Below are 13462 nucleotides of genomic sequence, written 5' to 3'. Positions count from 1 at the left end.
AAAAAAATAATCTCTTTAATCTCAATAATAATATAGTATCATAGATTTTGAATATACGGAATGACCGAAACTATTTAGCAAAGGATAATAACATGAAAATTCGCACATTTTTAATTATTTTGATCGTATTTGGCGCTTTTTATCTATATACGCAGTTTCAAAAATACAGTTCTCGACCAATGCCGACGGAACTCAACTCGGTAGTGGAAGAAAAAATGAACAGCTTAATAACGACGACAGAAGAGCGGGGGATTGTAATTGTAATCACAGATGGATTTCGTTCTGAAGCAGAACAAAACGTGCTTTACCAACGCGGAAGAAGCACGGACGGACAAATTGTCACCTATGCAAAAGGCGGAGAGTCTTATCATAATTATGGTTTAGCTATTGATTTTGCCTTACGTAATAAGAACGATGAGGTTATTTGGGACATGGATTATGACGGCAATCAGAATGGAGAAAGTGACTGGATGGAAGTTGTCAGCGTCGCCAAGGATTTAGGGTTTAGCTGGGGTGGAGACTTTTCGCGTTTCAAAGATTATCCACATTTACAACTGGACTTTGGTCTCAGCATTCAAGAACTTCAATGGGGAAAACGACCACGTGATGTGGTCGATTAACCCGTTACTTTCGGTATAAGACCGTACTGTACAATTGTTCAGTTACACTTGGATCGATAAATTTATGAGCTTTATTAACCGCTGTAATCGCTTCTGTATAACCGGATGCGATCAGGTTTGTTTTTCCTTCGTACTGAACTACATCGCCAGCTGCAAAAATGCCGGGTACACTAGTTGCCATATCACCTTTTACCAAGATACGACCTTTATTCAGTGCTACATCCCAAGCATCAAATGGTGTCGCTTGAAGGGCAAGACCGTAATAAGCAAGCATATAGTCCGCTTTCAGTTTCACCACTTGCCCATTGTGATCCTTAATCTCGACAGCTGTCAATTGTTCATTATCGACAACCAGATTGGTGATCGTGGCAGCGTTATAAGCAATCGTGTCACTACTCTCTAATTGTTGAATGTCTTCTTCTCTAGTCTGCTGTAATTTATCATTCTCATTAACGATTGTAACTGATTTTGCTTTCCCTTCTAGATGCAATGCCCAAACAATTGCCTGACGATTATTGGATGCGATGACGACATCTTTTCCTTCATACTTGTCTTCATCCATAAGATTGGTTGCAACCGAGTCGCGGTATTCAGGAAAAGGTAAGTCATCCCAATTGTCAGGCTTTTTCGTATGGAATGTACCAGAACCAGTGGCCAGAACAACAGCTTTGGTAACATGTTGCATACCATCTAAAGTTTCTAGTACGAAATGATCGTCCACTCTATCGATCGTTTCTACCCAGGTTTTAGTTAACATAACCGGTTGATGTCTGTTTACCTGCTGGATCATTTGTTTCACTAAGGTATCACCAGAAACATCTGGATATCCGCCAATATCGTAGATCAATTTCTCAGGGAAAAATTGCATGACTTTTCCGCCAAATTGATCCTGAGATTCAATTAATTTCACTTTCAGGTTCCGCATTGTCGCGTAATAAGCAGCAAATAAACCAGTAGTACCGCCACCAATAATCGTAACGTCAAATACTTCATTTTGCCCCATTCAAGAACACCTCTACCTTGTTTGTAATCTATCTGTTCGTTGTAATGCCTGAATATTGTGTGCTCCAATCCCAAACATCACCATGCGTAATTCTAATTCTCGTACCTGCATCCATTCTACCACATTTTCCGCGGATTCGATTGCTTCCTTTAAGATCGTTCTGGCGAAGCCGACATGATCTGCTCCTAAGGCGATCGCTTTCGCAGCATGATGACCATTGCGGATGCCACCACTTGCTATTATTTGTTGCAGGTTAGACAATGATCTAATTTCTTCCAAGCAGGTTGCCGTTGATAATCCCCAATCCGCAAAGGCTTCAGCTGCTTCCTTTTTGATCCTGTCCTTCGAACGAAGTTTCTCCACTTGGCTCCAAGAGGTTCCCCCGGCTCCAGCGACATCGATAAAATCTATACCAATATCAATCAGCCGCTGAGCAGTGCGTCCATCAATTCCAAATCCTACCTCTTTAACTCCGACCGGAATCGACATCTCCTTAATTAAAGCCTCTATTTTGGGCAACAGCTGGCTAAAATTTGTATCGCCACCTGTTTGGATTACTTCCTGAATCGAGTTCAAATGTAAGACTAACGCGTTAGCATCTGTCCATTCTATAATTTGTTTAATTTGATGAATGGTAACTCCATAATTTAATTGTACGGCACCAATATTCGCAATAATCGGTACAGTCGGTGCATACTTTCTAATTTGGAAGGACTTACGAAACTTCTCACTTTCGAGCATCACCCTGGTCGATCCTAAGGCAAACACCCAGCCCTGCTGTTCCGCAGCAATTGCAAGATTTTGGTTTATCTCTTCCGCCAGCTCCGCGCCACCTGTCATCGAACTAATTAGAAATGGTGTCGCCATTGCTTGTCCAAAATAATTGGCACGAATATCAATCTCATCAAAATTAATTTCAGGGAGTGCATTATGCTGGAATCGAAACCGGTCGAAGCCGTTCGTAATTCCTTCTCCCAATGAGTCATTCTTTAAGCTTAACTCAATATGTTCACTTTTACGTTTATGAATCCCATCTGTCATAAACTCAGTCCCTTTTTCTAAATTTCTTCTACTATATCACCAAATGCAAGCACTTATAATGAATTTACTTACCTGTACTTATGCCATCATATCGTATATGACAGGTGACTGAAAAGAAAATGAACCAGCGTAATTTTATCCTGACCAAAAAATCAGTTTGTCAGTCATTCGCATAATATTTCTTAAGCTTATATTAGGAATAATTATGCTAGAATAGACAATAGTAATATACGGTTTTAAAGGGGCATAAATGCCATCATCTAAAATGGAAACAGTGGAGTGATAACTAATATGAAAGATAAACTAATTAACCGGCTTACAACCTATGCCAAAATAAACACGCAATCAAACGAAGACAATGAATCCTGTCCATCAACCGAAAATCAGTGGGAGCTTGCCAATTTATTAGTAGAAGAATTGAAAGCAATCGGCATGCAAGATGTCACCATCGATAACCATGCTTATATTATGGCTACATTACCAGCAAATGTTGAAGAACAGCTGGAAACTATCGGCTTTCTTGCTCATATCGATACAGCAACAGATTTCACCGGAGATGGCGTCAATCCGCAGCTGGTGGAAGATTATCAAGGAAATGATATTGTTTTAAATGAAGAGAAACGTATTGTATTGTCACCGGAGGAATTCCCTTCTCTTCATCAATATCACGGACATACGCTGATGACGACAGATGGTACGACTCTTCTTGGAGCGGACAATAAAGCAGGCATCGCGGAAATTATGACGGCAATGGAATATTTAATCGCACATCCAGAAATACCACACGGTCCTATTCGTGTCGCCTTTACGCCTGATGAGGAAATTGGCCGTGGTCCTCATAAATTTGATGTAAAGAAATTTGGAGCAGCTTTTGCATATACCATTGATGGCGGACCATTAGGTGAGCTGCAATTCGAAAGCTTCAACGCTGCTGCTGCCAAAATTACAGTCAATGGAAGCAATGTGCATCCTGGCACAGCAAAAGGAAAGATGGTCCATGCTTCTAAGATAGCAATGGAATTTCACCAGGCTTTGCCTGAGGAGCAAGCACCTGAATTCACAGCAGGACACGAAGGTTTTTATCACCTGCTTTCCTTCGCAGGCGATGTAGAAGAAGCTAAGCTTTATTATATTATCCGCGATCATAACCGTGACAAGTTCCAAGAGAAAAAGCATTACATCCAAACCCGTATTGCGAAGTTACAGCAAAAATACGGAACAGATCGGATTCAATTAGAAATGAAGGATCAGTATTACAACATGGCAGAAAAAATCAGACCTGTTCAGCATATCGTTGATATTGCCGAACGATCAATGAAAAATATAGGTATCGATCCCATCATACAGCCAATTCGAGGTGGAACAGACGGCTCACAGCTTTCTTTTATGGGATTACCTACACCAAATATTTTTACTGGCGGAGAAAATTTCCACGGTAAATATGAATACATTTCGGTCGATAATATGGAAAAAGCAACAAAAACCATCATTAAAATTGCCGAAAACTTTACAAAACAGCGCTAAATATAGTGCTGTTTTTCTTTTTTGTAAAGAGCTTTCAGATAGATTGACAATACTACCATTGTTCTATAAAATACTCCTTGTGACTAATCAGTCAAAAATATGACCTCAAAGTCATTACGGGCAGGCGGGATCTAATGGAAACGAAACAGAAGTTGATGCAAACGGCGTTACAACTATTTGCTGACAATGGCTATAGTGAAACATCTGTCCAGGAAATCGCAAAGCAAACCGGTATTTCCAAGGGCGGATTTTATTCGTACTTTCCATCTAAAATCGATCTGATGCTCGAAATGGTAGATGATTATCATCAAAGCATTCAGAATATCACAAGAGAAATAGATGGAACCAAAGCTGAACTTGCTTCGTACTTACACGGAGAACTCGAAATATGGATTGAACATAGACTGTTCTTCCATGTCATTTTCAAGGAACTCCCGCCAAAGAAGGACGAGACGTTCACCAAAAAAATGGAACAGCTTCACGATACCCTGCATTATCACCATCAGGAGTATTTTTATCTTACTTATGGTCAGCAAATTGCACCATATGTGACTGATCTGGTGATTATGTTAGAAGGTATCATGAAAGAATATATGATGTACATGATGCTTCATGACAAACAAATGGATGCCAGACAATTGAGCAGTTGGATTAGCAGACAAATGGATGGAATAGTGCAAAACCTTGCGAATCAAAAGCCTTTTCTACAAGGTGATGAAGAGCGCACCATCGAGCAGTTGCTAGAGGATACCAAAGAGATTGTCCTCCAATACCAGCTTTCCAATCAACAGATGCTATTGCGCACCATAGATGAGATCAACCGGCACATACATGCAGATCGAGATCCTTTTCAATTAGAACTGCTTATTCACTATTTAAAGCGTGAAAAGGTAATCGAAATCCAAACTATTCAAATAGAGAAAATGTGGAAACAAGGAGGACTTTAATTGAATCAACATACGGTAAATCCAGAAAATGTGAAGCGCGTGCCGATGATGGCCGTCATGCTGATCGGCGCATTCGTCGGCTTACTGAATGAAACACTGTTAGCAACCGCGTTACCTAGCATAATGAATGACTTCGGAATCGAGGAAAACCAGGTACAATGGCTGACCACAGCATTCCTGCTTACAAACGGCGTTATGATCCCCATATCCGCCTTTTTGATTGAAAAATTCACCACCCGTCAATTATTTATCACTGCGCTGACAATCTTCGCGACAGGAACTGCGATTGCATCGATTTCACATACATTCGAGTTATTATTGGTTGCACGCGTTATTCAAGCAGCAGGTTCCGGAATTATGCTGCCGTTAATGATGACCGTAATGCTTCGAATATTTCCAGTCGAAAAACGCGGAGCCGCTATGGGTATGGCAGGAATCGTTATATCTTTCGCCCCGGCAATCGGACCCACTTTATCCGGCTGGTTGCTTGAATATTTCTCCTGGAGAGGTTTATTCTATGTCGTGCTTCCTATCGTTATCATTGCAATCTTAGTAGCGAGTAAATTCGTCAAAAATGTCACAGAACAAACCAATCCAAAGATTGATATTATATCGATTGTGCTTTCTTCCTTCGGTTTCGGAGGTCTGTTATATGGATTCAGCAGTATCAGTGGTGGTCATGGCGGAGCAGAAGCATCGTCTGGTATCAATGTTCAGGCAGTCGCCATCGTGATTGCGGCCGCGATTATTTTAACCATTTTTATCGTTCGCCAATTAAAAATTGCGAAGCCCATGCTTGAATTTCGTGTATTCAAATATCCGATTTTTTCTCTTTCACTGATCATCACTATGATTGTATTAATGGCATTAATCGGAGCAGAGACTATGCTGCCATTATATATGCAGAACACAAGAGGGTTTACTGCTCTTGAATCCGGATTAATGCTTCTGCCAGGTGCGATTGTAATGGGGATCATGTCTCCTATAACCGGTATGTTATTTGATAAATTTGGAGCGAAGTGGCTGGCAACGATCGGAATGTCTATTGTAACTGTAACAACATTCCTATTTACCAGTTTAGAAATGGATACTGCCTACAGCTATTTGGTAATTATTTATGCGATTCGAATGTTCGGACTATCGTTAGTTATGATGCCAGTAATGACTGCTGGATTGAATCAGCTCCCAGAGGAATGGCATCCACACGGAACTGCCATGGCTAATACGATGCAGCAAGTTTCTGCATCCATTGGTACGGCCATTTTAATTACAACAATGACTACATCTGCTAGCAATTACGAGCCGAACGCATCCGCTCTGGAAGGATTATCGGAGACAGAAGCGATGACACAGATCGCCTCTAATGCTTCGATTGCCGGTTACAACGCCGCTTTCTGGCTGGCAACTATTCTGTCCATTGCAGGTCTATGCTTAACATTTTTTATTAAAAACAAATCAAAACCACAACAAGAAAAAAGTGAACAGATGGCTCAATAAAGTGACGCTTCAATCAGTGGTGGGTTGCCCCCTACTGATTGCTTAGCGCCGTGATAAATACGACCATGTATAAAGTGATATGGAGATGACCTTACGAATCATCTCCATATTTTTATAGATTTTCTTATCCAAAAATCGTATAACATGTTAAAATAATAAGTATCCAACTAAAATATGGAAAGGAGTATCAGAATGAACGGAAATGTACAGAAACCATTACGTTTTGCAGAAATCTTAGACCAGACTTTCCGGATTATAAAGCAAAACATCAAACCCATTTTTTTGATCTCATTTTTTATAATGGTACCGATTTTTGTAATACAGGCAATCGTTCTTATTCTGACAGGACGCGAGTTATTTATTAGCGTTGACCCCAGTCAATCAATTTTCAGTTCTTTAATGGGGAATATAGAATCGATAGCAAATACAAGTTATGAAGAAAACGTAATAAGTAATGTGGTCAGCATGATTAGTTTATTAGCTGTTCCACTAATAGCTGGCGCTCTCATTCTCGCAGTTAAACAAGTACGAAACGGGGAGGAAATTGTCGTAAAAGACATGATTAAAGGAGCATTACCTCGCTATTTTCCTATTTTGTTTAGTACATTACTTATTAGCATTATTGCGATCGCAATTATACTCCCTGGCTTCATCATTACCGCTATAATCGGGGGAAGCAGCAGTATAATCTTTCACCCAGTTGCCGGTGTAATGATCCTTTTACTATTAATGGCTGGCTTTTTTCTTGCGGTAGGCTTACTTTTTACCAGATGGTCTCTTTTTCTGCCAGCAGTATTATTTGAGAAAGTGGCACCCGGTTTATCCAGAAGCTGGCACCTGACTAAAAAGCAAACATGGAAATTCTTTGGACTGCTTCTAGTCTTGATCATTATATCATTGATCATTACAAGCGTACTTCAAATACCTTTAATCTTTTTGGGTAACAGTGTCTTGTATTATGTATTAACGAATATTTTCTCTCTGATTTCCTGGATTATCACTTACGTAGGGTATAGTGTGATGTATTTCGATGCATCGATACGACAAGAAGGATCTGATTTACAATCCCTAATCAATGAATATCAAGGAACATAAGAAAAACCGGCCATAACCCGCCAGGTCCTAATTGACTTAATCAATAAACAACTTCCTATAATATAGATTATGTCTAGCTGCTTAGTGGGGATTTTGAAAGGATTCATGTGTTGGGATACCGCTCCGTCCAACCACTCCGCGTCCTGCGGGGCACGGCTGGAGCTAACTTTGTGAAGAATAACGCTTCACAAAGTTAGCTCCAGCACCTGCACAATCCCGCGGGAGTCTCCGTGGTTGGCCTACGCTAGAATTGAGACTCTACAATTTTTGTAAGAGCTAGCATAGTGATCGTATGCATATATAATAGCTATTGAAAAATGCCTAGAACCACTGCTTTTAGCTGTTCCATATGTTGTAGCACTTCCCTTAAGCGTAGGAAATAGGCGGAGACTCCCGTGGAATCAGCACGAGCTGAAGATCCATTTTGTTTGTGCCTGCGTCTGCTAGGGTCGCTTCGAAGTAAGCTTCCTCGGCACAAGGCAGCAAAGAAGTAGTGCAAGTAGTAGCCTAGCTGAAGCCGTGCCCACAGGACGCGAAGCCTATTTCTGGAGCTTTGCTAAGCAGATAATCTATATCAAAATGACCATTTGGCAATACAGCCTTTGTTTACATAATCCATATTATAAGAATCTATCTTCATGTTCATCATTGTTTATTTCTATGACTTTACTTTCTTACCACACAAGAATCATAAAGGAGTTTGATAATGTCGGATTATCAAAAAGAACGAGAACAATTAGAGAAGATCCTTCAACAGGATGAATACCAAGTCTATCAGCAGGATAACCGGTCGATTATAGAGAAAATCTATGACCGAATCTCCAATTGGCTAAGTGATCTGTTAGATAATCTGTTCCAATCGTTTGTACCTGGCTCTACTACAGGTAATATCATAGTAGTAGTGCTGGTTATCAGTATTGCAGTCATTCTGATTCTTGGCATTCTTGCTTTCACAACTTTTATGGTCCGCAAGAAAAAATGGTCAAGCTACCAGCCATTCGAGAAAGATGCAGAATTAGCCTGGGACTATCACCAGCACATGCAAATGGCGGCAACATATGAGACAGAAGCAAATTATCCATTAGCCATTCGTCACCAATTTCTAGCCATGCTGTTAAGACTTGAAGAATATCAACTCCTCACGATTCAACAATGGAAAACAAACCGAGAATATTATGAGGAACTAAATAGTCGTGACCGCCCTATTGCATCATCCTTTTACCAATTGGCACTGCAATTCGAACATGCTACCTATGGAGAAAAGACTGTCCAGCAAACTGATTATGCCAAGTATCAAAAACAAACCGACAGACTGACCACTCACATAGGTCATCAGCAAGTTCACAAGAAATTAGGTGATCACTAATGTTTAAAAACAAAACATGGATCGTTGGTATCGCTTTTTTTATTATCCTGATTGCTGTCAGCTACTATTCATCCAGCAACGCTCCAGAACAATATCCCAACTATGCGATCGAATCACCTTCCCTTACTGGAGTAAAAGCGTTATATACATATTTAAGCGAACAAGGTAACCAAACATCCATCGAAAAGCAAGCCCCTGATCAACAGGAGAATACGTTACGCTTATTAGTGAACCCTCCTGTCTTTACAGACCAGCAGGTGTCAACCAAGTATATAGATTATATGAAACAAGGAAATACACTTGTCGTAGCAAAAGAAAATCCGGATGGCTTATTAGGGATAAAAACAGAGTATGCGCTACAAGGAATGTTACCTGATTCTGAAGAAACTTCAGAATTACAAATAAACGGAACGACACGCAAAGCTGTATATAATACACCTGTTAGACTGATAGCCAGCGGAGATGATCAGATACTAGCAGAAGATGACTTTGGGCCGCTAGCTATTAAACAACAAGTTGGCGATGGCTCATTGATTATTCTGACAGAACCAGACTGGTTTACGAATGAACAAATTCTCGATCAAGATCATTTGGCGATCATTCTTGAGATAGTTCCATTCGATCAATTCAGCCACATAGTTTTCGATAGATATAGTGTTAGTAATGCCGGCGGGCAAGTTTCACCATTTGAGCTATACCCTGGATGGACGTATGTATTGTTAGTGCAAGGCATCATACTGACATTCTTCATCTTATGGTACCAGGGGAAGCGTTTCGGCCCAATCTATCCTGTACGGGAAGAAATCGTCCGATTCAGTAACGAACGATCCAAGGCGATTGCTATTTGGCTTGTGAAAGGAAAAAATTATCAAGCATCCCTTCACTATCAAATGGACTATCTGAAAGAAATCATCCGGATGCGATTTGGTATTCCCTATCATAAAAACTGGCATGATCGATTACAAGATATAGAGTCACATATTAGCACCATCAAGCCAAAGCAATTACAGAAGCTTGCGTCTGAACTCGAAAACTTACAACAGCAGTCGTCTTTAAATAAACAACAGTATCTGTACTGGTCGCAACAACTGGATAAAATTAGAGATGAGGTGAAATAAAATGACAGCTATTACGTCATTATTGGAAAGATATGAACAACGAATTCTAGGACAACAAAAAAACTTGCGCTTATTATTATGTGCTGCATTAGCAGGAGGACATGTGTTAATCGAAGGGGTTCCCGGAACCGGGAAAACACAAATGGTAAAAACATTAGCTAGATTACTAGACGGTGATTTCAAGCGCGTTCAATTCACACCGGATTTATTACCGAGTGATATTACGGGAAGTGCTATCTACAATATGAAAGTACAGGATTTCCAAACATTAAAAGGGCCGATTTTTACCAATGTTTTGTTAGCAGATGAAATTAACCGTACGCCAGCGAAGACACAGGCTGCTTTATTAGAAGCAATGGAGGAGCAACAAGTAACCATTCAAGGTGATACCTTCCGTTTACCTGATTTCTTTTTTGTCGCTGCGACACAGAATCCGATTGAATTCGAAGGTACATACCCTCTGCCGGAAGCACAGCAGGACCGTTTTTTCTTCAAATTAAAAGTGGACTTCCCCTCACTTGAAGAAGAAGTATCTGTATTAGAAATGGTGATCCATGAACAAACAAACCCAGAGCCAATCACACCTATTTTCTCACAAGAATCGATTGCCGATATCCAGCAATCCGTTCAAGCAGTTACTATTAGTCAGGAAATAATGGATTACATCATTACATTAGTTCGCAAGACACGAGAGTTAGAGCATATACAATATGGGGCAAGTACACGAGCAGCCATCGCGATTGCCAAAACCGCACAAGCATGGGCCTATCTGGATGATCGTGATTATATCACACCTGATGATGTCAAAATTGTTGCCTTACCAAGTCTTCGTCACCGTATTCAGCTATCTCCATATGCAGAATTGGAGGGATCTGATATCGATGAAACGATTCAAGAACTTGTGGGATCGGTTACTGTTCCGCGATAAAGGTGTAGTCCCGACAAAAAAATTATTGACCTATTATGGCGTTATCGCTTTGATTACAGGACTTTTATCCTTTTGGCTTTTTTCATGGCTGTTTCTCGGTATAGCCATCTTACTTAGCTTGGCTTTACTCGTCATTGATGCATTTATGTTACCGCCAAAACAAGCCTTTAATCTTTCCAGGAGCGTAACGGAACAAATCGAACGCCACCAGCAGGAAACTGTCACCATACACATGCACAATCAGACAAACGAAACCTATACCGTACGAATTGTAGATAGCTGGCCAACTTCATTTCAGGCGAATTATCCAAATCAGCAACATGTATCGAAGTCAAAGCATACTGCTTTAAGCTATACGATTATCCCTCACCAGCGAGGAAGATATACACTCGACAGGCTATATATTAGAGTCAAAACAAGACTGGGCTTATGGGAGAAACAATACACCTACTCCCTGCCGCAAGAAATAAAAGTAATACCTAATTTAGCTGAAACAAAACGCTATTTGGCAAGTGCCCAAAAATATTTATTACATGAAGGAATTAAAGTCAAAAAAACAAAAACGGGGATTGGAGACTTTGCTAAAATTAGAAGTTATGCCGCCGGGGATGACCCACGAAAGATTAATTGGCGACAGTCTGCGAAATTACAAACAATGATGACAAATGAGTATGAACCAGAGCATGGCAAGTATATTACGATATTAATAGACTGTGGAAGAATGATGGGGATGGAGCTGGAAGAAGGAAATCGATTGGAGAAATCAATAGAAGCTGCCATCACTCTGGCCGCTGCCGCCTTAGATAATGGCGATCATGTTTCACTGATCGCATTTTCTAAAAATATCCAGACGGTTGTCCCTCCTGGGAAGGGACTGCGGCACATCGAATCCATTTTACAAGCCGTTTATTCGATAGAAGTAGATGCACAAGAATCCAACTACCCATTGGCCTTACAGCATGCACAGTCCATTCAGAAAAAAAGAAGTATGATGGTTCTCTTTAGTGATATTCAAACATTCGCCAATGAGGCTTATCCATTGTTTTACATGAAGCAAATTAGAAAAAAGCATCTAATTATGATGCTTGGAATTGAAGATACCATGCTGTACAAACAGCGCAACAGTCAATCAGACGGCGTACTTTCAGCAATGGAGAAAAGTGTTGCCCAAAGCCAATACCTGAAACAGCAGCAAGTGATGAATAAATGGGAAAAGCATGGATTGCCTATGCTGGAAGCTTCTGCAGAACGTCTGGCGGCAACCGCGGTTTCCCAATATATTCAGATCTTAAACAGAGGTTTGTTGTAGCTTTCTTTTTTGTTGAAGATAGGAACCAAGTAACATATACGCCACAATTCCAAATGCCGTTACAATGGCAAATGCATATTTCATTTCTAATGATAATCCGGATGGCGTTATATATCCTTCGATGATACCGGCAATAATAAATAACGGGACCGTTCCAATTAATAATTGTACAGACCTGTTTGTTTGGATCTTCAGCTGGTATCCTCTCGAATGATTACCAGGAACAAATAATTTATATCCCATTAACAACCCTGAACCGCCCGCAATGAATATAGCAATTAATTCGATTACACCGTGCGGAACAATATAAGCCCAAAAAACATAGCTATTTCCATGATTCCAGAACAAAGCAGCGATGGCACCGATAAGAATCCCATTTGTAATTAACAAATAGACTGTTAAAATACCGAATGTAATGCCTCCTGCAAATGCGAGAATAGCTACCTGGATATTATTTGTCATAATCTGTGCTGACATCATCGGGGCGTCTACGACACGCGGTGATTCATTTAAAGTGCCGGGATCAAAGGCTTGAGCCATCTCTTCTGAAAGAATTCCATATAGGTGGGATGGATTTTCAAGCACAGCAAAAAAACTCGCAATGCCAGCAATAACAAACAACATCATTGCCAGTACAACAGCTTTCCACTGCTGTAATAATAACCCGACAAATTTGCTGGAAAAGAAGTGATACGCTTGTTTCCACGAGGAATGTTGTGATTGATACAAAATATTGTGCGCTTTGCCCGTTAATTCATTCAGATAGATCGTAACATCCTCATTTGGAAAATAAGTTTGACTAAACGATAATTGCCTTGCTACTTTTTGATAGGTATGTTGAAAATCTTCTATACTATGACTCGTTTTTTTCTTAGGTAATTCACTGATTAACACTTCTAAACGCCCCCAATCTTGGCGGTGTTGCTTAATAAATTGGTTTAATTGCATATCATCACCTTTTTTTCTATTATTTTACTTTATTATAGTAGATTAAGAGAGAAATGAACAGCAATC

At 40.2% G+C, this 13462-nt stretch carries 12 protein-coding genes; 9 read left to right on the top strand and 3 right to left on the bottom strand.

Features of this window, described 5'->3' with window-relative positions:
- Nucleotides 1-92: 92 nt before the first annotated feature.
- The gene (locus MUN87_RS16035; RefSeq protein WP_244741651.1) at nucleotides 93-620 is read left to right on the top strand and encodes a M15 family metallopeptidase; all 528 of its coding nucleotides are present in this window, start codon (nucleotides 93-95) and stop codon (nucleotides 618-620) included.
- A gap of 4 nt (nucleotides 621-624) precedes the next feature.
- Here MUN87_RS16035 and MUN87_RS16030 read toward each other — a convergent pair whose 3' ends face one another.
- Both MUN87_RS16030 and fni read right to left on the bottom strand, forming a co-directional pair.
- Entirely contained in the window at nucleotides 625-1623 is a 999-nt protein-coding gene (locus tag MUN87_RS16030; protein ID WP_244741649.1) for an NAD(P)/FAD-dependent oxidoreductase, read from the bottom strand.
- A gap of 12 nt (nucleotides 1624-1635) precedes the next feature.
- Nucleotides 1636-2664 (bottom strand): type 2 isopentenyl-diphosphate Delta-isomerase, encoded by a 1029-nt coding sequence (gene fni, locus MUN87_RS16025; protein ID WP_244741647.1) that lies wholly within the window; start codon nucleotides 2662-2664, stop codon nucleotides 1636-1638.
- A 291-nt stretch (nucleotides 2665-2955) separates the two neighbouring features.
- Here fni and pepT point away from each other — a divergent pair, with 291 nt between their 5' ends.
- From pepT to MUN87_RS15985, 8 genes are all read left to right on the top strand, one after another.
- Nucleotides 2956-4188: a peptidase T gene (pepT, locus tag MUN87_RS16020; protein ID WP_244741645.1), complete on the top strand. Its 1233-nt coding sequence runs from the start codon at nucleotides 2956-2958 to the stop codon at nucleotides 4186-4188.
- A gap of 134 nt (nucleotides 4189-4322) precedes the next feature.
- A complete protein-coding gene (locus MUN87_RS16015) occupies nucleotides 4323-5135 on the top strand; it encodes a TetR/AcrR family transcriptional regulator (protein WP_244741643.1) in 813 nt (270 codons plus the stop codon).
- A 45-nt stretch (nucleotides 5136-5180) separates the two neighbouring features.
- Nucleotides 5181-6632 carry an MDR family MFS transporter gene (locus MUN87_RS16010; RefSeq protein WP_244747989.1) on the top strand — a complete coding sequence of 484 codons (1452 nt, stop codon included), beginning with the start codon at nucleotides 5181-5183 and terminating at the stop codon, nucleotides 6630-6632.
- A gap of 192 nt (nucleotides 6633-6824) precedes the next feature.
- Nucleotides 6825-7727 carry a DUF7847 domain-containing protein gene (locus MUN87_RS16005; RefSeq protein ID WP_244741641.1) on the top strand — a complete coding sequence of 301 codons (903 nt, stop codon included), beginning with the start codon at nucleotides 6825-6827 and terminating at the stop codon, nucleotides 7725-7727.
- A gap of 706 nt (nucleotides 7728-8433) precedes the next feature.
- The gene (locus tag MUN87_RS16000) at nucleotides 8434-9093 is read left to right on the top strand and encodes a DUF4129 domain-containing protein (protein WP_244741640.1); all 660 of its coding nucleotides are present in this window, start codon (nucleotides 8434-8436) and stop codon (nucleotides 9091-9093) included.
- Nucleotides 9093-10211 carry a DUF4350 domain-containing protein gene (locus MUN87_RS15995; RefSeq protein ID WP_244741638.1) on the top strand — a complete coding sequence of 373 codons (1119 nt, stop codon included), beginning with the start codon at nucleotides 9093-9095 and terminating at the stop codon, nucleotides 10209-10211. The genes MUN87_RS16000 and MUN87_RS15995 overlap by 1 nt, the downstream gene beginning before the upstream one ends.
- A gap of 1 nt (nucleotide 10212) precedes the next feature.
- Complete coding sequence (locus MUN87_RS15990; protein WP_244741636.1) at nucleotides 10213-11139, top strand: AAA family ATPase; 927 nt, start codon at nucleotides 10213-10215, stop codon at nucleotides 11137-11139.
- Nucleotides 11093-12448, top strand: coding sequence for a DUF58 domain-containing protein (locus MUN87_RS15985; RefSeq protein ID WP_244741635.1), 1356 nt, complete (start codon nucleotides 11093-11095; stop codon nucleotides 12446-12448). The genes MUN87_RS15990 and MUN87_RS15985 overlap by 47 nt, the downstream gene beginning before the upstream one ends.
- Here the strand turns inward: MUN87_RS15985 and MUN87_RS15980 are convergent.
- On the bottom strand, nucleotides 12428-13396 hold the full coding sequence (locus MUN87_RS15980) for a stage II sporulation protein M (RefSeq protein WP_244741633.1): 969 nt from the start codon (nucleotides 13394-13396) through the stop codon (nucleotides 12428-12430). The two genes, MUN87_RS15985 and MUN87_RS15980, sit on opposite strands and share 21 nt — an antisense overlap.
- Between the last annotated feature and the right edge of the window lie 66 nt (nucleotides 13397-13462).

Source organism: Gracilibacillus salinarum (assembly GCF_022919575.1).
GTDB lineage: Bacteria > Bacillota > Bacilli > Bacillales > Amphibacillaceae > Gracilibacillus > Gracilibacillus salinarum.
The sequence above is the reverse complement of the archived record's forward strand: the minus strand, read 5'-3'. Positions and strand labels throughout refer to the sequence as shown.